Below are 21,939 nucleotides of genomic sequence, written 5' to 3' on the forward strand. Positions count from 1 at the left end.
TTTGTATCCATCCATATGGTTGGGGAGGTTACCAACCAAAAAGAATATAAGGTGATATGATGGAAAGATTCGTTTGGAAACCGGATATGTCTCTAGCGACGCCGCTGTATAAACAAATAGAAACGTATATAAAAGAAAAGATCGTTAATGGAGAATGGACCGTTGGAACGAAATTACCTTCACAAAGAGATTTGGCCCATACATTTGGTGTGAATCGAAGCACAATTGTAATGGCTTTCGATGAACTAGTTGCAAAGGGATACATTGAAGGGAATGGCAGGAAAGGAACAATTGTTGTAAATAATAATGAGAATGTTTCAACTTACGCACCCCCGCCTAATTGGCAGTCTTATGTAGAAACAGGACTTCATTATCCGAATCTCCCAGCTATTCAAGAGATTAATCAAGCTGAATTTTACCCACATGTAATTCGGTTAGGAACAGGTGAGCTCGCGCCGAGTCTCTTACCTGAGAAAAAGATGAAAGAAATTATGAATAATCTTTTAAAGTCAAATGTGACGCTTGGGTATGAAGAGCCGAAAGGAAATTTTTATTTAAGGGAAAAGATTTCCGAATACTTAAAGGAGCATGGCGTATATGTATCTCCTGACTCTATATTAATTGTTTCAGGAGCAATTCAAGCGCTGCAACTTATTTCTATGGGGCTTCTTTCGAAAGGGGCATCAATCTTATTAGAGAAACCATCCTATTTATATTCGCTTAATGTTTTTCAATCAGCAGGAGTACGTTTAATTGGAATCCCAATGGATGAAAGCGGGTTACATACATCATATATTAAGAAATATAAGAAGCAATTTAATGCCTCTATTTTATATACAATCCCGTCTTTTCATAATCCAACGAACTTTAGTATGAATGCGAAGAAACGAATAGAAGTGATGGAAATATGTAATGAAATTGGATTACCTATTATAGAGGACGCAGTGTATCAAGACTTATGGTTTGATGCACCTAGTTCGAAACCTTTAAAAGCCTATGATAAAAATGGAATCGTACTACATATTGGAAGCATGTCCAAAGTAATTAGTCCAGGTTTAAGAATTGGATGGATTGTTGGACCTGAGCCAGTAATTCAAAGATTGTCAGACATAAAGATGCAAACAGATTATGGTTCAAGCACTATATCCCAGCAAATTGCAGCAGAGTGGTTTACAAATGGTCTATATGATAAGCATTTGCGATTTGTAAGAAGTGAATTGAAAAAACGAAGAGATTTTATGCTACTAATGTTAGATAAATATCTTCGTGAAATAGCAACTTGGCATGAGCCAACAGGCGGATTTTATATATGGGTACATATAAAAGTACCCATTTCATATCGCAGTTTATTTGATAAAGCTCTGCAAGAAAAGGTTTTATTAAACCCAGGTACTTTATATGATAGAAGTGCAAATCAATTTTTGCGCCTATCGTATTCATACGCAACGTTAGAAGAAATTGAAATAGGTATAAAAAAACTTGCACAACTAATGAAAAAGTAAGAGGAGAAAGTAATGAAACAATATGTAATTTGCCAAATGATCAATGGAGAAAAATATTTAGCTACTTATGCGGAGACGAAGCAAGAGGCGATTGAAAAAGCAGAACTGTTAGGATTAAGAACGGGAAATCGTTACATAGTTATAACTGCAGAAGAAGCCGAAGGCTTAACGTATCCTTAAACAATGTATGAGATTATATAGGAAGTAAATAAGTCTAGTAATATAAGAAATTACTAGGCTTATTTACTATTAAGTTGTTAAACGTTCTCGTATTTATACGCAAAGTAATAATATTATGAGTCAAGTTGACGAAAAAATCGATTTGTCTTTCGGTCTTGATTTCCTTTTCTATATTCATCAATATATTGCCTAAAGTTCCAAGCTTGTAAAAATTTATTAGCAGAGTTATAACCAGAATTGTAAAGCCAGTCTTTTTCTTCCTTCGTCAGTTCAAAATTAGTACTTGTAATCGTTCCTGTTGGAATTGTAATCGTTCTTGCTTTTGACTCCTTATCTAAATGACGTAAATCATGAGCTTGCATCATTGTTTTAAATAGTCCTTTGAACATGGAAATAGGCTCGTTATAGTGAGCGGGATCAGCTTGAATCTCATCTTTTACAAAATGAAATCCGAAAGTCGGCCAGCGAGGAGCGGTAGGTGAATCGAAGATCCAAATTGGATAATTACTTAGAATTCCTCCGTCAACCATATAACAAGGCTGCTTCCATTTTGGAGTTCTCCATTTTACGGGTTCAAAGAAGAAGGGGATTGTACTACTCATTCTTACCGCTTTAGCGATAGAGAAGCGATAATTTAAAAATCCGTAGTTTGGTAAGTCGTCAGGAAAGACAACCATTTTACCATTACTAATATCAGAAGCGATGATTTTGAGTTTGTTTAGATCCGGTAAATCAGTAAATAAATGAACACCTTTTTTTCGAAGTAATTCTTCAATCCATTCTTCTATAAATACATTAGAGTATATACCTAGAGTAGTCCATGCACTTAGTCCTTTTCCGATAAAGGGGATTTTGTCAATAAAGGTTTTCTTCGTAAATTTGTTATAATCGATATCAGTTATAATGGTTTTTAGCTCTGAACAAGAATATCCTACAGCTAAAAGTGCCGCGATAATTGCACCAGCTGATGTTCCAGCTACACGTTCCCATTCATAACCTTTTTCGGCTAACGCGCAAATTGCCCCAACATGCGCAATACCGCGCACACCGCCTCCTTCAAAAACACCATCAATCTTCATTAAACATACTTCCTTTCAAATAAAAGATTTGGAAATGGAAAAAAAGCACGTATTGTACGTGCTTTTTTACAATGGTTTTTAAGTTTACTAGCAGCCTACAAAGCCGCCCCAACAGCTAGCTCCGATGATGATTAGAAGGATGAATAAAACGATTAATAAAGCGAAACCTCCGTAACCACAACCACCACAGCTACCGCCGTAACCGTAACCGCCGCAACTATATCCGTAACCCATGTGGAATTCCTCCTTATATTAAAAATAAAAATGAACGAGGGGAAAATGTACTGGAAGAACTAAAGAACTATCGTGTTTGTAGGAACAATGTATAGTATGCTTTTTTAAACTTGTTCGCGTACGAAGGATAAGCCCGTTTTTGAAGGCTTGTTGATTTTGTAAAGAATGAAGTATAATCTTTGTACTATGATATAAATAAGTATGTAAATGTAAGGAGAATTTATGAATAAAAAAATTGAAGTATTAATTGATAAATATGAACTAACACACTTGAAAGAGGAACTTATTAATACTGTATTTCCTTGTATAAAAGTTGTGCCAAAGCAGCAGGAAACTGTTGCGATAGGTAGTTCGAAAATGGGAGGAGTTCCTGATTTACCAGCTTTATTTGAATATCCAAAGCATAAAGGAAATCCACTACAATTTATCGCGCAATTTAACTTAAGTGATTTACAAAACGTTGGTATGGATCACAATCTTCCTAAAACGGGGATGCTGTATTTCTTTTGCATTGAAAATTATTTTGAAGAAAATGTGAAGCTAACAGAGGCTGGGCGTGTACTTTATTATGATGTTCCTGTAGAGCAATTACGAAGAGGAAATGAAGTACAAGCGAAATATAACCAGTGTGCAATTACTTTTGAACTGACATACAAATTACCAGAACTTTTCATTGAAGATGAGGCTGATTCAGATCGTTTCTTGCAATTACTTGAAGAGCTAATTCCGGATAACTACGATAACCATCAAATGTTTGGTGAGCCATTCTCTGTACAAGAAGAAGTGTTATATGAGACGGGAGAATATATGGGAGTAGACCCGCAGCAAATGACTCTTTTATTCCAAATTGATTCAGATCATAAAAATTGTAATATGGTTTGGGGAGAACTAGGGATGCTATATTTCTGTATTAGTAATGAAGATTTGAAAAATCAACGTTTTGAAAATACATGCTGCGTATTACAAACATGCTAATGAAAAAAAGGTTGTTCTTTTAAAAAGAACAACTTTTTATGTGAATTAGTTAATATGCATAATCTCATATGACCTATACGAAAAAGTATTGTATACTCTGAAACTATACGATACTTTTTCGTATAGTTATAGAATATAAGGAGTGACAAGATGGGAAAGACAAGTAAGTATGTGACAGCTGCCGCACTTTGTTCAACTATAGTAATGGGAGGCTTACAAGCGTCATCTGTATCTTATGCAGCTACAAATCCGACTACAGTGACAGCACAATCAGATGTAAAGTTATTAGATGATTTCAGAAAAGAATTAAAAAAACAGATTGATAATCGAGAAGAAAATATTACAATCACATATAAAACAAAAGATAGAAATGCTAGAAATATTATGGATCAATTGTATGGTGAGTTTAATAAAATTGTAGATGCTGATGAGTATGTAAAATATAATGTAGCGTCTACTAGATATTCCATTAAAGGAATGCCAGGGGACTATACGTTTACACTGCAAGTAAAATACCGTGAATCAAAAGAACAAACTCAATATGTAAAAGCTCAGGCGAAATCAATTGTTGGATCAATTGTAAAACCAGGGATGGATGAGCATGAGAAAGTAAAAGTTATTCACGATTACGTTGTTAAGCATGTGTCTTATGATACGTCTTATCAAGCGTATACAGCATATGAAGCATTAGCGAATCGTTCTGCCGTTTGCCAAGGATATACATTATTAACGTATGAGTTGTTAAAAGAGGCAGGTATTCAAAATCATATTGTAACAGGCACAGGAAATGGACAAGCTCACGCGTGGAATTTAGTGAACATTGAAAACAAATGGTATCACCTAGATACTACATTTGATGATCCAGTACCAGATAAAGCAGGGCGTGCAACTTACTCATATTTTAATATGTCTGACGAACAGTTAAGTAAAGATCATGAATGGGATCGTAGCAAATATCCAGCGGCAACTACAAGTTATTTTGGTGAATTAACAAATAAAATAAAAGCTGGTAGCTCAAAAACTGTCGTATATGAGCAGATGTTAAAAGAAACAAATTTACAATACTTATCTGCAGAATACGGAGCAGAAAATTATAATGAATTTAAGCAAAAGTTGCAGCAACAGTTTGCAGCTAAACCAGAAAAAGTAGAAGTACGATATAAGCAGTCCATGGATGGGACGATGCAAGATATAAAGAAAGTATTAAATGAAATAAATTGGCCAAAAGGTGCAAAGCGTGTGTCTTATCAAGTAGCGCCTTACAGTGCATTGGCGGGTTATTCATTAGCGACAATTACATTTACGTATTAAGCAATGAGAAAGAGCATCTGTAAAAGATGCTCTTTTTATATTTATCGATCACTTTAAAATTTTGGGAATTATGTGATAAAATAAAAAGGAGAGGATGTGAATGCTGAATGAACTTGTTCGAAAGTAATATTTTTACATTGATATATACTTGTTTAGTAATCGGACTTATTGTTTTGTTTTTCATATCATTTACTTTGTTTATTAGAAGAGTATTACAAAGCAGTGCTGCAAAGAAACACCACGTGATTAATATGAACCAGAAGCTAGATCGAATCATTGAATTGCTTGAAAAAGATAAGAAATAGCGATAGAAGAGGTATGAAAAGGGGAAAGAGAATGGCCAATTATATAAAAGAATTACGTGAAAAAGTAGGACATGATTATGTTTTCTTAAACTTTGCCGGTGGTTGTGTATTTAATAAAGAAGGAGAAGTATTACTGCAAAAAAGAGGAGACTTTAACGCTTGGGGATTTCCAGGTGGTGCAATGGAGATAGGAGAATCAGCTGCGGAAACTGCAATCCGAGAAATAAAAGAAGAAACCGGGTATGATGTAGAAATAAATGAGCTTATTGGAGTGTATACAAAATATTTTCAATCATATCCAAATGGAGACAAGGCCCAGTCAATTGTGATGTTCTTTTCATTCTCAATAGTTGGAGGTGACAAAAAAGTAGATGGTGATGAAACGTTGGATTTGAAGTTTTTCCCGTTAGACGACATGCCACCGTTATTTTGTAAACAACATGAAGATTGCCTGCAAGATTTATTGGAGAAAAGAGTAGGGGTATATCGTTAACATATAAAAAAGAAGCTAAATGAAGATTAGCTTCTTTTTTATGTTTCATTTATTTCCACCAATCATCAAACATTGACGCTGGTACTTGTCTTTTATGCTCACTCACTGTGTAACGTTTTTCAATTTTCTCTGCAACGTCAGCTGGAACTGCTTTACCTTCTAAATAATCATCTAATTGATCATAAGTAATACCTAACTCTGTTTCATCAGCTTGACCTGGTTTTTCATCTAATAAATCAGCTGTTGGCATTTTTAAGTACAGTCGCTCGTCTGCACCTAACTCTTGTAATAATGCACGTCCTTGACGCTTCGTTAATCCCGTTAATGGTAATAAATCTGCACCACCATCTCCGAATTTTGTAAAGAACCCTGTTACAGCTTCTGCAGCGTGATCTGTTCCGATAACAAGTAGCCCTTTTTGTCCACCAATTGCATATTGAGTAACCATACGGATACGTGCTTTCACGTTACCTTTATTGAAATCTGTTAATGATTCACCCAATAAGTTTTCATATTGATTTGAAAAAGCATCAACAGTTGAAGCAATATCAAATGCAACAGATTGATCTGCTTGAATGAATTGTAATGCTAATTGTGCATCATCTTCATCTTTTTGTACTTTATAAGGAAGACGCACGGCGATAAACGTTGCATTACCACCTTCGTTACGAATTTCTTCAACTGCAAGTTGTGCTAAGCGTCCTGCTAATGTAGAGTCTTGTCCGCCGCTAATACCAAGTACAAATCCTTTTGCACCTGTTTTTTTTACATAATCCTTTAAGAAATCAACTCGTTTACGAATTTCAATTTTTGGATCAATTACAGGCTGAACATGTAATGCTTTCATAATCTGTTCTTGTAATGTCATTATGTTTCCTCCTATTCATATTAAAGCGGTAATTAAGTTTATATGTATAATGGTACATACTTCTATCCTTTATTATTTCGCAAAATTAACGAATATACAATAGGATGTGTGTATGAATATGAATGTAGTCATTATAAATAAAGTACTACGTATAAGCAATTTTTTTAAACCTTTCAAAAATGTAAGGTTTTTGTCATTTGAATCGATGGAAGGTATTTCCGCACTTTACTAATATAAAAACATAGATAGTAGAAGGGCGGAGAAGTAATATGAACATTAGAGAACTAGCATATCGGAATGTAACCCGAAATAGACGGACATACTCAGCCTATTTTTTGAGTAGTGCATTTGCAATTATGGCCTTTTTTGTGTATTCATTTTTTGCGTTTCATCCGGCATTAAGTGCAGGAGAATTAGGTCAGTACGTATTCGTAAGTATGTCTTTTGCACAGTCTATTATTTACTTATTTACATTCTTCTTTATTTTATATTCGATGGGAATGTTTTTAAAAACGAGAAAGCGTGAACTAGGGATTTTAATGATGTTAGGTATGACGAAATATCAATTAAAGCGTCTAATCTTTTTTGAAAATATTATGATTGGAATAGGGGCAATTATTTTTGGTATTCTTTCAGGTATGTTATTTTCAGGGGTATTACTATTTTTCGCTCCGATGATATTGAAACTAGATATCTCCTTATCCTATTACATACCGATGAAAGCAATTGTTGTAACGAGTATTATGTTTTTTATTTTATTTATGATCATATCATTGTTTAGTGCAGGAATGATTCGTAAAAATAAGATTATGAAGTTGTTTAGAGGATCGGCAGAGGCGAAACCGGAACCGAAAGCATCAATCATTTCTTCCATATTAGCAGTAGTATTGCTTAGTGCTGGCTATGTAGGAGCTCTTCTATCACATGGAGCAATGGTATTTATTATGATGATTCCTGTTACAACGGTAGTTATTATTGGGACGTATTTGTTGTACAAGCAGCTGAGTGTCTTTATTATTCGATTATGTAAAAAAAGTAAACGTTTCTATTGGACACAGACTAATATTATTACGTTATCAGATTTAGCGTATCGCATGAGAGATAACGCAAGAATGTTCTTTATTGTAACCATTATTTCTACTGTAGCATTTTCCGCAATAGGGACATTAGTTGGCTTCGCATCCATGACGAAAGGGATAATGGAGAGACCGATTTCGTTTTATTACCATTCTAAGCAAGGGAATAGTAACGAATCACAGCATATACAAATGATTGACAAAGGATTAAAGAAACATAGTATAGCAGCTTCAAAAACTAATATTTCGACAAAGAAAACGGAGGAACAGTCGTTAAGAAGCGCCATTTTTATAAAAGAATCAGACTATAAGAAATATGCAAAGTTAACAGAAGAACCATTTAATACTGTAGCAAATAAAGAAGTTGTATTTTTGTCAGCTAATATACCAGGGCCAACGATGAAAGAAAGAAAAGAAATTACTTTACCTAATATGAATGAAAATTTAAAAGTGAAAAAAGTTACTTCATCTTCATTGGGGAAAATATTAAGAGGAAATGTTTATGTAATCTCCAATAGTCAATATGATTCATTACAAGATGGGTTTATAGAGACAAAAGATTATATGTATAAAACTGAAAGAACGAAAGATGAGATTGAAATTGGTAAAGAGCTTACGCATCAAATTAAACCGTATCAAGAATATTCAACGTTTAGTGCGGAAGAGTACGAGCAAAACCAAAGTTTACAAATTGCAGGACCGATTTTATTTGTAGGTTTCTTTATTGGTATAGTATTTTTCGTTTGCGCAGGAAGTTTCCTTTACTTCCGTTTATTCTCCGATTTGGAGGATGATGTTCGCTTGTTCGAAATGATTCGTAAAGTTGGATTGACAAGTAGGGAATTATCGAAGGTAGTTACAATTCGATTGGCCCTTTTATTCTTCGTTCCAATTGGTGTTGCAACATTACATGGAGCAGTAGCCTTAACGGCGTTAGGGCAAATGTTTGAGTACTCATTGTTTAAAGAAAATACAGTTGTATTAAGTATTTTCATAGGTATTCAAGTTGTATACTTCTTACTTATAAGATCCCGTTATGTAAAACAATTGAAAGAGAGATTACGTATGCATTAAATGTGTTTTTTTAACTCGAGTACAAAATTTTCTAAAAAGAGGCAAGTATTGTCAAAAAGTGATAAAATGGAAAAAGCGAGGTGAAAAAATTAATAGAGAGTAAGGGGGGAGAAATATGAAAGCAACAGGAGTTATTCGAAAAGTAGACGAATTAGGACGAATTGTTATCCCTAAAGAATTACGCGATGTATTGGGAATACAAATCAAATCACCGCTTGAAATTTTTGTAGAAGCAGATAAAATCATTTTACAAAAATATCAACCTTACAATGCTTGCCAAATCACAGGTGATGTTTCAGGGCAGAATATTACATTAGCAAATGGAAATATTACAGTTGGTATAGAGGGAGCGGAATATTTAGTAAAAGAAATAGAAAAGTTTTTAAACAAGAGTGAGGTTTAGTCTTAATTTATATTATTTTTCAAATTACATATCATTCTTTTAAAAGACTGTAAGAGGACCATTAATTGGTCCTCTTATTTTGGTTATTAGTTGAACGACTCGGGTTGTTACTTCCTACAAATCATAGGGAAAATAAAGAAGTATTATAGAGGTAGTAAATGATGTTGAGAAATATTTGAAAAGAAGGAAAACAAAAAGAATAAAACGAATGTTACATTTACACGTATTCAAAAGTGGTCTGAAATGAAAATAATACATTTTCAGGAGGGATTACGATGAGTAGTACAGTGAATAAACAAAAAGGTATACAATTGATTCCGTTTACCGTAAATAAGGTGGTAGAACAAGTAAATGAAATTCCACCAGGTGTACAATTGATTCACGCTCCGCAAGTATGGGAAAAGAGTGTGAGGGGGCAAGATGTAGTCGTTGCCGTATTAGATACAGGGTGTGATACTAATCATATAGATTTAAAAGATCGTATTATCGGCGGAAGAAATTTCACAAAAGATTATGAAGCAGATCCAAATGTGTATCTTGATAATAACGGACATGGTACTCATGTTGCGGGAACGATTGCCGCGACTGAAAATGGTGTCGGGGTATTAGGAGTTGCACCACTTGCTAAAATGTTAGTATTAAAAGTTTTAGCGGGAGATGGTTCTGGAAGTTATGAGCAAATTATTGAGGCAATTCATTATGCTGTAAATTGGAGAGGGCCGAATCAAGAGAAAGTGAGAATTATTTCAATGTCACTTGGTGGTCCGCAAGATGTGCCAGAATTACATGAAGCAATTCAAAATGCGGTAAAGCAGGATGTTCTCGTTGTATGTGCTGCTGGAAATAATGGAGATTGCGATGATGAAACAGAGGAACTAGACTTTCCGGGTGCGTACTCCGAGGTAATTGAAGTTGGTGCCGTTAATTTAGAGCGGAAGATTGCATGTTTTAGTAATTCAAATCAAGAAATTGATCTAGTAGCGCCAGGTGATGAAATATTATCTACGTATCCAGAAGGAAAATATGCTGTGTTAAGTGGAACTTCCATGGCGACGCCGCATGTTGCTGGAGCGCTCGCCTTGCTCATTAAACAGTGTGAGAAAGAATACGGTCGAAAGTTATCGGAGCCGGAAATATATGCACAACTCATTAAAAGAACTGTACCTTTAGGGTACGAACGTACATCTGAAGGGAATGGATTAATAGATTTATTAAAAGAATAGCCATATTAAAAAAACATCTCATATGAATATGAGATGTTTTTTTAATATGGCTCTGTCGCATGTAATACAACTTGTAATAAACCTGGGAATCTAGCATTTAAATCTTCTTCACGAATTGAAATGAAACGTTGTGTTCCTTCAAGGCGCGTGTACATAACACCTGACTCACGTAAAACTTTGAAATGGTGAGATAAAGTTGATTTTGCAACAGGGATGTTTAAAGCACCACAAGATTGTTCATTTTTCTCTAGTAACATATTTACAATTTGTAAACGAATTTGATCGCTAAGTGCATATAAGACAGAAGAAAATTGAATTTCTTCTCGATTTGGATGATAGAGTGTACGCATATTTCACCTACTTGTATAAGTTAAGATATTTGCACTATAACATATAAAGTGGTATATTTCTATTGTTCGAATATATTCGAACAATAGAAATATAGGGGGAGAAGAAATGAAGTATACAAAATTGCAAAAGGCAGGATTAAATATTTCAAAGTTGGGTTTAGGTACAAATGCAGTAGGGGGACATAATTTATATGCTGATGTGAATGAAGAAGAAGGAAAGCGATTAGTAGAAGAAGCTATTCAGCAAGGGATTACATTTTTTGATACAGCAGATTCATATGGTTTCGGTAGATCAGAGGAATTAGTAGGAGAAGTATTAAAGGGAAAACGTCATGAGTTTATACTTGCTACAAAAGGTGGAATTCAACCGTTGTTAAATGGAGAAACTTATATTAACAATGAACCAAGTTATTTAAGGAATGCTGTGGAAAATAGCTTAAGAAGATTACAGACTGATTATATTGATTTATATTATTTACATTTTACAAATCCTGAAACAAGTTACATAGATTCAATCGGAGAGCTTACTCATTTAAAAGAAGAAGGGAAAATTCGTTCAATTGGAATATCGAACGTAAACATAGAACAATTAAAAGAGGCGAATCAACATGGTCATATAGATGTTGTACAATCTCCATACAATATGTTAGAACGTACAGCTGAGGAAGAACTGTTGCCGTATTGTATAGAAGCGGGTATTGCATTTATTCCATATGGGCCTCTTGCTTTTGGAATATTAGGTGGAAAATATACAGGAGATTTTAAATTGAATGAAGTCGATTGGCGTCAAAATGTAAATCTATTTGAAAAAAATACATATAAGAGTAATTTTAAGAAAGTGAATAAGTTAAAAGGGCTAGCTAAAGAAAATGATATTGAAGTGTCTCATTTAGCGTTAGCATGGTTATTAAATAAAGAAGGAATTGATACTGTTATACCTGGTGGAAAGCGGGCAGAGCAGGTAAGAGAAAGTGTGAAAGCGGTAGACGTTGCATTGAATGAAAGAGTCATGAAAGAAATCCAATCTATTTTAGAAGATTAGTTAAACAGAGGGAGAGTACCCTCTGTTTATATAAGGAGAAGGTCTAAATGAACAGAGTACTAGCTGTATTTTTTATGATAATGTTTATGATCGGTACAGATACTTTCTTAATTTCACCACTGTTGCCGACATTGCAACAGGTGTATCATGTTTCAACTGAGTTGTCAGGATGGATGGTGAGTTCGTATGCTTTAGGGTATGCTGGATTTGCGCTTGTGGCTGGTCCTATATCAGATGGATTAAACAGAAAAAAAGTAATGGTACTAGGTATGAGTTTTTTTGCAATAAGTACGTTTTTTTGTGGAATTGCACCGAGTTTTTTATGGATGCTAACATTTAGATTTTTAGCAGGTGTAAGTGCAGCTTTTGTATCTCCACAAGTGTGGGCATCTATTCCGCTCCTTATAGAGAAGAAGCAAATTGTGAAAGCAATTGGGGTTGCAACAGCAGGGGTATCAATCTCTCAAATTTTAGGGCTGCCACTGGGAGCTTATTTAGCAACGATACATTATACAATTCCATTCTATTTCATTGGTATATTATCAGCACTACTTGTCATTCTTATTTATGTTGTATTACCAGAAATACAGTCGGTTCATATAGGTGGAAATAAAAAAGCGATTTTACAGCGTTATAAACAATTACTTACAGATTCAAAGGTTTCACTTTCTTATTTTGCATACTTTGTTTTTCAAACCGGAAATTTTGCTGCATTTTCATTTTTTGGTGTATGGCTTTCCATTCAATTTGGCTTACAAGTTCATGAAGTAGGTACAGCTATGCTCGTATTAGGATTAGGAAATTTAATTGGTAATATTTTTGGTCCTAGAATCGTAAATAAAATTGGTTATAACCTTTCTTTCTATGGTGGAATTATATTTACAGCAGTGCTATATGTATTACTTCCTCATGTAAAGAACATTGTATTGGTGGAGTTATTGTTCTTTGCTTTATTTTTTGTGACAGGAATTTTGTTTGTATTAATGATGAGGCACTTACAAAACATGTCTAGTGTAGCAAGAGGAACAGGAGCCGCGCTTGCAAATGCTTCTATGTACATTGGTCAAATGATTGGTGTGGCAATAGCTGGAATGTTATTTGCAATATCTCACAATTTTATCCTTATAGGTAGTTTTACTGCGTTACTATATATAGGAGCTTTATTTTTGTTTAGAAAAAGTGAAAAACTTACTGAAAATAGTGAAACAGGAATTGCATCATAAAGCTTGTATAAATATTTCACAAATCAGAATTAATAAGAGTGTGAATACATGAATGTGCTTTTAATTAAAGTGGTTACTAAAAGTATAGAGATAGTAGAAGAAATGTATTGTAACAAAGTTATGAGGAATCAAAAAATAAAAATCCCTATAAAGATAGGGATTTATATATCGGCATATAGTTCCTTGGAAAAGGATATACTTAGTTTAGCATATCGGACTACTTATATTTGTGAAATAGATGTGAAAGTAATGTGAAAAGTATTGTAATAAAAAGCACTGTTTTAGCTACATTAGCTAAAACAGTGCTTTTCTCTTTGATTGAACAGTTGCAGCATTTTCATCATGTATACCTGCATCTTTTATAATTCGTTGTTTTGCTTTATTTAATAGATGGTTTACTGCTTCGCCAAAATAGTTAGCTTCGCTTTTTGTGCGGGCTTCTCGTAAACATTTATAGTTTTCTAGCAGTTCCTCTTTTTCGGAGTTTGTTAAGAAATCTTCTATTTTCTTTTTTGTCATACGAAACACCCTTTCTCCTGACAAACGACGCAATAGAAAATATTTATTTCTCATTATAACAATAATTTTAAAAGAAAGTATACACTAACGTCGCAATAATTTGTCAATTTCTTGAATCTTCTCATCAGCTTTCCCAATTTGCGTATTTTTAGCCTGTTCGCCACCAAGAGCTTGATGTAGTAAAAAAGTTTGACCGGAAATAGCAGTTACAATGGATACTTTTATAATTTCTTTTATTGCGGTGACATCGAATAAAACGAGCCCAAGAAGTGCGGCTAGGCTACCAGTAAAAATATCAGTTAAAAATCCAAAATGAAAAAATGTTTTCAAACGGCGTGGAAGCAATAACTTACCTTGGTTATTGATTAGATGGGAAACGAAGCCGGTAATGCCACCAACGAGAACAGCGGTTAGCCATTGATACATCTCCATCGAATCCACTCCTTTTAGTGAATAAGATTCGATTATTTTATATTGATTCCTTTTAATATTTCATATAAGCATATTGAGAAAGTTTGTTTGGGTATATTTTGTATTCAAATTAATTATAACAGAAAATTTAGATAGATTTCAGTCTATTATATGAATCATTTTTACAATAATATGAATGCAGAAAGGGGTGCGTGATATGAATATAGATTATCGAATAAGAAGTGTAGATGGTTATACAAAAAAATAGGGGAATTAGTAAGCCTGCTTGAGCATACGAGAGCTGTAACATTAGGCGAAGTAAAAATTTATCAGTTGAGCAATTAGATTTAATTATGCAAAGCAGCGGAAATTCAATTGGCGCCTTATTAAAGCATATAGCAGCTATTGAAAAAGTTCATCAGCTTATTTCATTTCAAGATCGTGACTTTACAAAAGAAGAATTAGAAATATGGGAAGATGCACTGTATTTAGGGGAAGCGGGTAGAGCAATCCGTGGTCATGAAATACAATATTATGTACAACTTCTACAAAGTGTTCGAGAAGAATCTCTGAAGTATTTAAGTGAACAAGGTGATGAGTGGCTCATGTCAGAAAGAAAGTGGCCTAACGGTGTAGCATATAACCAGCACTATCTATGGTTTCATGTGCTAGAAGATGAAATTAGTCATCGAGGACAAATTAGAATGCTCAAAAAAAAGTTATTTGAAAATTACGTAAAATAATGTAGCTTTTTATAGGAGAATTCCATATAATGAGAATAATTAAAATAAGAACGGGGTGATGTATTATGGCGAAAATAACTTATATGAATAATCAACCAAATACAAAGGTGGATGGAAAGGGCGATATTATATAAGGTAATTCGCAATCCTTCCACTTAGTACAAACTAGGGAGGATATTTATTTGAATCAAAATATTTTAGAATCTTTCGGCTGGGATTCATTTTTTGAAGAACAAGTTACAGAGAAAAATTATGAAGTAGGTCGTATTTTACTTGAGCATAAGCATATATATCGCATTATTTGTAATGATGGTGAATATATGGCAGAACTGTCTGGGAAGTTTCGGCATGAAGCGGTTACGAAAGGCGATTATCCAGCAGTTGGTGATTGGGTGTATATAAAGAAATTAGAAGATGAAAAGAAAGCGATTATTCATCGTATTTTCCAGCGAAGAAGCTCTTTCTCAAGACAAGAGGCTGGAACAAGAACAGAAGAACAGATTATAGCAGCAAATGTAGATTATTTATTTTTAGTGAATGCACTTAATCATGATTTTAATGTTAGAAGGATGGAACGTTATTTATTATTAGCGTATGAAAGCGGCGCTATGCCAGTTATTGTTTTAACAAAGAGTAGTATATGTAATGATGTGGAAGAGAAAATTGTAGAAACGGAAGCTATAGCAATTGGTGTTCCTATTTTCGTTGTTGATAGTTTAGAGCATACAGGTATAGATTCGTTGAAACAATTCGTTTCTTCAGGGAAAACAATTGCTTTAGTTGGATCATCAGGGGTAGGAAAGTCAACTTTGTTAAATGCTTTAATAGGAATTGATGTAGCAAAAACGGGAGATATACGTGAAGAGGATAGTAGGGGGAGGCATACGACAACGCATCGAGAATTATTCCAATTGCCTAGTGGCGCTCTCGTTATTGATACGCCTGGCATGAGGGAATTGCAACTTTGGGAAGGCAGCGAAGCGATTCAAACAGCATTCTCTGATATTGAAGAACTTGCGACAACATGTCGTTTCCGTGATTGTAAGCATGAGAATGAACCAGGATGCGCGGTGTATAGTGCAATTGAAAACGGACTTATTACGATAGATCGTTTGAAAAGCTATAAAAAATTACAAAGAGAACTGGCGTATTTTATGAGGAAACAAGATGCCATCCTTGCCAGAGCAGAGCGTGATAAATGGAAGAAAATTTCTAAACAACATAAAAAAATGTAAAAACCAAAGGGGCCCCTTTGGTTTTTTCTATTTGTAAATTTTATAATAATATTATTCATATATATAGACAAAGGGAAATTAATTGTTTAAACTTTACAAAGTATTCACCATAATAGGTTATGAAAATAATAATTAAGGAATGGGAAATATTCATAATTAACTCAATTTAACTTTTAAATTTGAAAATTAGGAGGTTCATAATGGGTAAACTATTAAATTTGTTTCGTGATATGAAAGTAGCAAAAAAGCTATTAATTTCATTCTTTGTAATTTTAATTGCAGCCGTTTCTATAATCGGGGGCATGTCTTATCAAACTGCTAAAAAGAATTTTGAATCACAAATTACGAGTAGTGCTAACGATAATATAAAAATATTAGATAATTTAATCAATCAAATGATTGAAGCAAAATTTAACGATGTGAATAACTTTGCACGAGTAATTCAAGGGAATATGTATCAAGGGGATAATCAGGATGAGCTAAGAAAGACATTATCTCAGTATATCAATTTGAATATAGATGTTGAACAAGTGTATGTTGCCGGTAATGATAAGAAATTTGTACAGGAACCAAATATACAAATGGCAGCAGATTATGATCCAACAACACGACCTTGGTATAAAGATGCAGTGGCAAAACAAGGTGGTATTGTTGTTAGCGAGCCATATAAGGCAAAAGGAAATGGACATATTGTCGTAACGATTGCAAAACAAACAGAAGATAAAAATGGGGTTGTTGCGCTAGATTTAAGTTTAGACAATTTATTAAAAACAACAAAGTTAATCAATATTGGTAAAAAAGGATATGCCTTCATTTTAGATGGAAAGCAAAAAATCATTGCTCATCCACAAGAAAAATCAGGGGATAAAGCAGCTGATTCTTGGGCAAAGAAAATTTATGAAGATAATCATGGTGCTTTTACATATTCTTATGGTGGTAGTGAAAAGAATATGGTATTTGCTACAAACGTAAAAACAGGTTGGAAAATTGGTGGGACGATGTACGCAACTGAAGTAATTGAAGCTGCTCAACCTGTATTTTATAATATGTTAATTGTTATGCTTATTTCGTTAGTAGTAGGTGGAGTACTTATTTATTTTGTGACACTTTCAATTACGAAGCCTTTAAAGAGATTAGTTATCACTTCTAAAGAAATAAGTGAAGGGGATTTAACGCAAACAATTGAAATTCATTCTAATGATGAAATTGGTCAACTTGCGAAAGGTTTTAACGAGATGACAAATTCATTACGGACGTTAATTGGAAGGATTAACACTTCGGCAGGACATGTTGCAGCAGCATCAGAAGAACTAACTGCAAGTGTAAGACAAGCGAGTGAAGCAACTGAGCAAATTACAACAGCAATGGATGAAATATCAAGTGGGGCAACGACGCAAACAACAAGTGTAGAAAATGGTGCTATGTTACTGTTTGATGTAACGGAAGGAATTCAGCATGTAGCAAATAGTTCATCATCTATTAATATCGCTTCTGCTCATACTCGTGAAAAAGCAGAAGATGGTGGGAAACTAGTAGGAAGAACAGTAAACCAGATGCAGTCTATTGCAGAATCGGTTTCACAATCAGATGCTGTTATACAGTTATTAAATAATAAATCAAAACAAATTGGTGATATATTAGAAGTAATTCAAAACATTGCAGATCAAACAAATCTTCTAGCTTTAAATGCGGCAATTGAAGCTGCAAGAGCTGGTGAACATGGAAGAGGTTTTGCAATTGTTGCAGATGAAGTACGTAAATTGGCAGAGCAGTCTAGCATATCTTCCAGTGAAATTAGTAAATTAATAGGCGAAATACAAGACGATATGGGTAAGACAGTCAAATCAATGAATCATGTAAATGAAGAAGTTCAATCTGGACTTGTTATTGCAAATGAAACGAAGCAAAATTTTGCTGAAATTTTACAATCTACAAATGAAATAGCTAATCAAATTAAGACGATGGTTGAAACGGCTAATGGAATGTCAAAAGGGGCAAATGAAGTATCTATTTCAGTAGGACAAATTGCAATGACAGCACAAAATAATGCGACAAGCACACAAAATGTTGCGGCTTCAGCTGAAGAACAGCTAGCTTCGATGGAGGAAATTGGATCAGCGGCGGGTACGCTATCTCAAATGGCTGAAGAGTTGCAAGTATTAATTGAGAGATTTAAAGTTTAATAAAGAACAGACTACCCCTAGTAGCATTATGACACTAGAGGGTAGTCTGTTTTATTATGTAAAATCAAATGGAGATGTAAACTTCCTTTATGACGTTTAAAATGGTATTTTGTATAATATTTGTCGAAAAATAGAGGTATTTGTTAGCTTTGTGTATAATTATTAACCTATAGAATACAAATAAAAGGAGAGTATTATGGGAGTGTATTGGGGGACAAAAAGACATTCTTGGCTTAGTTACGTCTCATTTTGGCTAAGTATTTCATTTTTTATTGTTTTTCTAATTGAAGTGTTTATATTAAAAACACTTTCGAATAGCTCGGTGCAAATTGTTAAATATTTTTATTTTATACTTGTACCAGTAAATATTTTTCTTAGTTTAAAGTTACTATTTAAGAAAAATGAAAAGAAAGCGTTACCTATTTTTAGTTTCATTGTCTCATTATTATTTGCAATTTTAATAATCGTATTAGTTTTAGTAGCTATAGGGAAGTTCTTTTAAGGGGAGTGGTATAAGTCACTCTCCTTTTTTATTTGTGGTAGTCTTACTATATGTAAAAGTTGTGAATGCTGTGAGCTAATAAAAGCGGAGAGTAGACAATATTTGCATGGATTAAAGTCTGTCGTTATTTGAACTTATAAGAGTGTATGGAGTAATGAGGTAATATACATAATAATGGAGATAGAATTAGTTATTTTATAAGTGTGTATGAAGCAAATGAATACGGTAAGAACGGTGATATATGGTACAATAGCTATGGATAGTGATAGAGATAAAGGGTATATAAAATACTCATCGTTTTTTAGTAAGAGAGGGGTTATCTTATGCTATACGAGGATTTGGAGACATTATTTCAAACAGCTCCGAAAGAAGATAGAGGCGGATGGAAATATATAATCCAAGAACAAAATGATACATTTAAAATTGGTGATGAAATACTGAAAAATCAAATGAGTGTCGAATTGTATTTTAATGAATACGATGAGGTGAAAATCACTTTATATAAAGATGGAATTCCCATTACGACTATGCAAAAAATTACGATTTCAAAAGTTGAATTAGACGAAGATGAAGAAGGTATTCAATTTGTTTTAGAACGCATGCCTAGTCGAATGATTCGGTTGCAGTTAAAGCCGTATTTAGCATTAGAAATGGGACTGTACTGGGAAGTATGTGATGATTGTGAATGAACATAAAAAAGCATCCAATAACATGGATGCTTTTTTATGTTTTTTGAAGTTGTTTAAACGCAATGATTGGAAGTATAACAATACTTACCCATCCGATGATAGGATATAGAATGTGAAGTAAGTCACTGTAACCGATGTAACTAAAGCAATAACTAATTAGTAAAATGAAGAAAATAATATTGTGATTCTTCCACCCAGTAATAGATTGCATCTGTTTTGTCATTCCGAACACATTACCAACTAAAGTTGTGAAAACTTCACCGAAAATAATGAGGACGAAGAAGAAGTGAAAAGTTGCATTAAATCTTCTTATGACTTCAGCCATTGGGATGTTATATTGATAAAATTGATCGACTGATAAGATTGCTAAATGGCTGCATAATAAAATTAAAGAAAGTCCAGCACCACCTAAAATCCCACCCCAAAAAATGGCTTTTCGATCCTTTACTTCACTGGCTAATGGGACGAGAACACTTTGGGCGAGAGAAAGGTTTAAGGCGACATATGTAATAGGGCTAGTAATCCATTTCATATTCCAGCTCTCTGCAGGAATAGTGTTATTAATAGGAGGTGTACCGTGAAAAAAGGTTGTAATAGCAAGTCCTATAATAAAAATCATCATAATAGGTACGACAAGTGTATTTACTTCAAAAACACCTTGTAACCCGCGGCTACTTATAATGAGACAAGCGATAACTGTAATGAGAATACCGAGTTGTCTTGGTAAGCGAAGTTGCTCTTCAAATACTGCACCAGCCCCTGATAACATAACGCTCGTTACGCCGAATAAAACGAGTAATAATAATGTGTTTACAACATTCCCAAATACATCCCCAAATAAATATTTGTTAAATTCTTGCGCTGAAAATGCCCCGATTTGTGATGAAAGTAACATCATCTTTGTGCCAAGCCAAATAAAAAAAAATCCACTTACACATATGCCAATTGTCCCGTATAATCCATTCACTGTGAAAAATTCAACAATTTCTCGTCCAGTAGCAAATCCAGCTCCAACGACAGTTCCGATATAAGTAGCAGCTACTTTCTTTGCTACTTGCCATTGTTGATTGTCCATGTTATCCCTCTTTCTACTATGATGAGCTTGATGTACTATTATGCATATGTATGAGCTTGGACAATTAGACGTATGAAGTGTTTGAAAAAATACATGAATTAAATGATATTAGGGAAGCATTAAAGGTGTTAAAACTTTGTTACATATAAGCCAATTGTTCGAAAGGAAAGGGAATGTATGGTAAAATGTAATTAAGTTATTAAAAGATAAACATTACAAAATGATAAGAGGAGTGATTGTATGAGTACGAAAACAAATGTTGTTGAAGTATTAAACAAGCAGGTAGCAAACTGGAATGTGTTATATGTTAAACTACATAATTATCACTGGTATGTGACAGGGCCACACTTCTTTACATTACATGAGAAATTTGAAGAGTTTTATAATGAGGCTGGAACGTATATTGATGAGTTAGCAGAACGTATTTTAGCTTTAGAAGGTAAACCATTAGCGACAATGAAAGAATATCTCGCAACATCTAGTGTCAGCGAAGGGACAAGCAAAGAATCTGCAGAAGAAATGGTGCAAACATTAGTGAATGATTATTCTGCACTTATTCAAGAATTAAAAGAAGGTATGGAAGTTGCGGGTGAAGCTGGCGATGAAACATCAGCTGACATGCTGTTAGCAATTCATACAACATTAGAACAGCATGTATGGATGCTAAGTGCATTCTTAAAATAACGATAAATATATAGAAACCCATTGAAAAATTATTTCAATGGGTTTTTTTATGATTTTTCAGTTTTCTTTTATGCTATAATATAGTAAAAAGGAGGCGATGCGATGTTTCGCTTTTTCAGAACTGGAAAAGAAGAGCGGGAAATTACGAAAGATGAATTAGAACAAGCGATGGCTCAGTTTTTAGAAACGAATGCTAATATCGTTTATACAGTATTAGTAAATGATGATTATACAGTAAATTATGATTTGTTAAAACCATATTTACCTGCATTTCCAACAAATGTTTTTCTCATAACGAAGGAAACGCTTGAGGTATTTGAACATACAGCAGAAAATTTAAACCTAGTGAAAGAAATTGATGTCGTACAAAAAGCAGTAGATCAATACGTAACAGAAAAAGAAATGTTCCCAATTGTTGAAGGTAGCGAAGATCGCCTCATATGTGGAATGAAATTAGGACCTTACTTAAATCGTAGCTTAAAAAGAGACTTATATATTTCAGAAAAACATTATTTAGTTTCAAGTAAACCAGATAGAAAAAAACAAAAGAGTGGGTAGAC

The 21,939-nt window shown here is 33.9% G+C and carries 25 protein-coding genes and 2 pseudogenes; 20 read left to right on the plus strand and 7 right to left on the minus strand.

All coding sequences use genetic code 11. From position 1 onward, the window contains the following. Nucleotides 1–59: 59 nt before the first annotated feature. Entirely contained in the window at nucleotides 60–1,502 is a 1,443-nt protein-coding gene (gene pdxR / locus ACTFRY_RS13935) for a MocR-like pyridoxine biosynthesis transcription factor PdxR (RefSeq protein WP_098616394.1), read from the plus strand. A gap of 12 nt (nucleotides 1,503–1,514) precedes the next feature. Beyond that, nucleotides 1,515–1,682 carry a DUF3933 family protein gene (locus ACTFRY_RS13940; protein WP_098616393.1) on the plus strand — a complete coding sequence of 56 codons (168 nt, stop codon included), beginning with the start codon at nucleotides 1,515–1,517 and terminating at the stop codon, nucleotides 1,680–1,682. Nucleotides 1,683–1,795: 113 nt separating this feature from the next. Here the strand turns inward: ACTFRY_RS13940 and ACTFRY_RS13945 are convergent, their stop codons facing one another. After that, complete coding sequence (locus ACTFRY_RS13945) at nucleotides 1,796–2,761, minus strand: patatin-like phospholipase family protein (protein ID WP_098616392.1); 966 nt, start codon at nucleotides 2,759–2,761, stop codon at nucleotides 1,796–1,798. An 87-nt stretch (nucleotides 2,762–2,848) separates the two neighbouring features. Further along, entirely contained in the window at nucleotides 2,849–2,995 is a 147-nt protein-coding gene (locus tag ACTFRY_RS13950; protein WP_000540425.1) for a YjcZ family sporulation protein, read from the minus strand. A gap of 222 nt (nucleotides 2,996–3,217) precedes the next feature. Between ACTFRY_RS13950 and ACTFRY_RS13955 the strand changes: the two genes are divergently transcribed. The 4 genes from ACTFRY_RS13955 (at nucleotide 3,218) to ACTFRY_RS13970 (ending at nucleotide 6,079) form a co-directional block, all read left to right on the plus strand. After that, nucleotides 3,218–3,970: a YwqG family protein gene (locus tag ACTFRY_RS13955; protein WP_001034836.1), complete on the plus strand. Its 753-nt coding sequence runs from the start codon at nucleotides 3,218–3,220 to the stop codon at nucleotides 3,968–3,970. A gap of 150 nt (nucleotides 3,971–4,120) precedes the next feature. Then, a complete protein-coding gene (locus tag ACTFRY_RS13960; protein WP_098616391.1) occupies nucleotides 4,121–5,281 on the plus strand; it encodes a transglutaminase domain-containing protein in 1,161 nt (386 codons plus the stop codon). 107 nt (nucleotides 5,282–5,388) lie between these two features. Next, nucleotides 5,389–5,586: a DUF4083 domain-containing protein gene (locus ACTFRY_RS13965; protein ID WP_001048102.1), complete on the plus strand. Its 198-nt coding sequence runs from the start codon at nucleotides 5,389–5,391 to the stop codon at nucleotides 5,584–5,586. Nucleotides 5,587–5,617: 31 nt separating this feature from the next. Beyond that, the gene (locus tag ACTFRY_RS13970; protein ID WP_000024999.1) at nucleotides 5,618–6,079 is read left to right on the plus strand and encodes an NUDIX hydrolase; all 462 of its coding nucleotides are present in this window, start codon (nucleotides 5,618–5,620) and stop codon (nucleotides 6,077–6,079) included. A 49-nt stretch (nucleotides 6,080–6,128) separates the two neighbouring features. Here ACTFRY_RS13970 and nadE read toward each other — a convergent pair whose 3' ends face one another. After that, on the minus strand, nucleotides 6,129–6,947 hold the full coding sequence (nadE, locus tag ACTFRY_RS13975; RefSeq protein ID WP_000174891.1) for an ammonia-dependent NAD(+) synthetase: 819 nt from the start codon (nucleotides 6,945–6,947) through the stop codon (nucleotides 6,129–6,131). A 269-nt stretch (nucleotides 6,948–7,216) separates the two neighbouring features. Here nadE and ACTFRY_RS13980 point away from each other — a divergent pair, with 269 nt between their 5' ends. The 3 genes from ACTFRY_RS13980 (at nucleotide 7,217) to ACTFRY_RS13990 (ending at nucleotide 10,723) form a co-directional block, all read left to right on the plus strand. Continuing rightward, a complete protein-coding gene (locus ACTFRY_RS13980) occupies nucleotides 7,217–9,097 on the plus strand; it encodes an ABC transporter permease (protein WP_098616390.1) in 1,881 nt (626 codons plus the stop codon). Nucleotides 9,098–9,212: 115 nt separating this feature from the next. Beyond that, the gene (locus ACTFRY_RS13985; RefSeq protein WP_000648325.1) at nucleotides 9,213–9,500 is read left to right on the plus strand and encodes an AbrB/MazE/SpoVT family DNA-binding domain-containing protein; all 288 of its coding nucleotides are present in this window, start codon (nucleotides 9,213–9,215) and stop codon (nucleotides 9,498–9,500) included. 275 nt (nucleotides 9,501–9,775) lie between these two features. After that, nucleotides 9,776–10,723, plus strand: a complete 948-nt coding sequence (locus tag ACTFRY_RS13990) for a serine protease (protein ID WP_098616389.1) — start codon at nucleotides 9,776–9,778, stop codon at nucleotides 10,721–10,723. Nucleotides 10,724–10,764: 41 nt separating this feature from the next. On the opposite strand, the gene ACTFRY_RS13995 is transcribed toward ACTFRY_RS13990, so the two are convergent. Continuing rightward, complete coding sequence (locus tag ACTFRY_RS13995) at nucleotides 10,765–11,073, minus strand: ArsR/SmtB family transcription factor (RefSeq protein WP_001259906.1); 309 nt, start codon at nucleotides 11,071–11,073, stop codon at nucleotides 10,765–10,767. Between the two features lie 106 nt (nucleotides 11,074–11,179). Between ACTFRY_RS13995 and ACTFRY_RS14000 the strand changes: the two genes are divergently transcribed. The 3 genes from ACTFRY_RS14000 to ACTFRY_RS14010 are packed head-to-tail and all read left to right on the plus strand — an operon-like array spanning nucleotide 11,180 to nucleotide 13,593. Continuing rightward, nucleotides 11,180–12,115, plus strand: a complete 936-nt coding sequence (locus tag ACTFRY_RS14000) for an aldo/keto reductase (protein WP_098595337.1) — start codon at nucleotides 11,180–11,182, stop codon at nucleotides 12,113–12,115. 47 nt (nucleotides 12,116–12,162) lie between these two features. Further along, on the plus strand, nucleotides 12,163–13,338 hold the full coding sequence (locus ACTFRY_RS14005; RefSeq protein WP_098616388.1) for an MFS transporter: 1,176 nt from the start codon (nucleotides 12,163–12,165) through the stop codon (nucleotides 13,336–13,338). 48 nt (nucleotides 13,339–13,386) lie between these two features. After that, entirely contained in the window at nucleotides 13,387–13,593 is a 207-nt protein-coding gene (locus ACTFRY_RS14010; RefSeq protein WP_001101741.1) for a hypothetical protein, read from the plus strand. A gap of 39 nt (nucleotides 13,594–13,632) precedes the next feature. Here the strand turns inward: ACTFRY_RS14010 and ACTFRY_RS14015 are convergent, their stop codons facing one another. Continuing rightward, complete coding sequence (locus tag ACTFRY_RS14015) at nucleotides 13,633–13,857, minus strand: hypothetical protein (protein WP_000162602.1); 225 nt, start codon at nucleotides 13,855–13,857, stop codon at nucleotides 13,633–13,635. A gap of 84 nt (nucleotides 13,858–13,941) precedes the next feature. Further along, on the minus strand, nucleotides 13,942–14,289 hold the full coding sequence (locus tag ACTFRY_RS14020; RefSeq protein ID WP_000426317.1) for a DUF4257 domain-containing protein: 348 nt from the start codon (nucleotides 14,287–14,289) through the stop codon (nucleotides 13,942–13,944). 196 nt (nucleotides 14,290–14,485) lie between these two features. Here ACTFRY_RS14020 and ACTFRY_RS14025 point away from each other — a divergent pair. The 6 genes and pseudogenes from ACTFRY_RS14025 to ACTFRY_RS14050 all read left to right on the plus strand — a co-directional run bounded on the left by ACTFRY_RS14025 (nucleotide 14,486) and on the right by ACTFRY_RS14050 (nucleotide 19,620). Continuing rightward, nucleotides 14,486–15,011 (plus strand): annotated as a pseudogene (locus ACTFRY_RS14025) (DinB family protein). Between the two features lie 182 nt (nucleotides 15,012–15,193). After that, nucleotides 15,194–16,246, plus strand: coding sequence for a ribosome small subunit-dependent GTPase A (gene rsgA, locus ACTFRY_RS14030; RefSeq protein ID WP_001073077.1), 1,053 nt, complete (start codon nucleotides 15,194–15,196; stop codon nucleotides 16,244–16,246). A gap of 302 nt (nucleotides 16,247–16,548) precedes the next feature. Beyond that, nucleotides 16,549–17,487, plus strand: a pseudogene (locus ACTFRY_RS14035) (HAMP domain-containing protein); the annotation flags it as partial. A gap of 123 nt (nucleotides 17,488–17,610) precedes the next feature. After that, nucleotides 17,611–18,429, plus strand: a complete 819-nt coding sequence (locus tag ACTFRY_RS14040; protein WP_408732993.1) for a methyl-accepting chemotaxis protein — start codon at nucleotides 17,611–17,613, stop codon at nucleotides 18,427–18,429. Between the two features lie 196 nt (nucleotides 18,430–18,625). Beyond that, a complete protein-coding gene (locus tag ACTFRY_RS14045) occupies nucleotides 18,626–18,931 on the plus strand; it encodes a hypothetical protein (RefSeq protein ID WP_098616387.1) in 306 nt (101 codons plus the stop codon). Between the two features lie 323 nt (nucleotides 18,932–19,254). Beyond that, entirely contained in the window at nucleotides 19,255–19,620 is a 366-nt protein-coding gene (locus tag ACTFRY_RS14050) for a DUF3979 family protein (protein ID WP_016117642.1), read from the plus strand. Between the two features lie 34 nt (nucleotides 19,621–19,654). On the opposite strand, the gene ACTFRY_RS14055 is transcribed toward ACTFRY_RS14050, so the two are convergent. Further along, the gene (locus ACTFRY_RS14055) at nucleotides 19,655–20,695 is read right to left on the minus strand and encodes a YkvI family membrane protein (protein ID WP_000370203.1); all 1,041 of its coding nucleotides are present in this window, start codon (nucleotides 20,693–20,695) and stop codon (nucleotides 19,655–19,657) included. Between the two features lie 240 nt (nucleotides 20,696–20,935). Here ACTFRY_RS14055 and ACTFRY_RS14060 point away from each other — a divergent pair, with 240 nt between their 5' ends. Together ACTFRY_RS14060 and ACTFRY_RS14065 are read left to right on the plus strand one after the other, a co-directional pair. Beyond that, a complete protein-coding gene (locus tag ACTFRY_RS14060) occupies nucleotides 20,936–21,379 on the plus strand; it encodes a Dps family protein (protein ID WP_000105199.1) in 444 nt (147 codons plus the stop codon). Between the two features lie 102 nt (nucleotides 21,380–21,481). Next, nucleotides 21,482–21,937: a DUF3939 domain-containing protein gene (locus tag ACTFRY_RS14065; protein WP_000488206.1), complete on the plus strand. Its 456-nt coding sequence runs from the start codon at nucleotides 21,482–21,484 to the stop codon at nucleotides 21,935–21,937. Nucleotides 21,938–21,939 lie beyond the last annotated feature (2 nt).

Origin of the sequence: Bacillus cereus group sp. MYBK195-1 (assembly GCF_051916605.1) — a bacterium.
Classification (GTDB): domain Bacteria; phylum Bacillota; class Bacilli; order Bacillales; family Bacillaceae_G; genus Bacillus_A; species Bacillus_A cereus.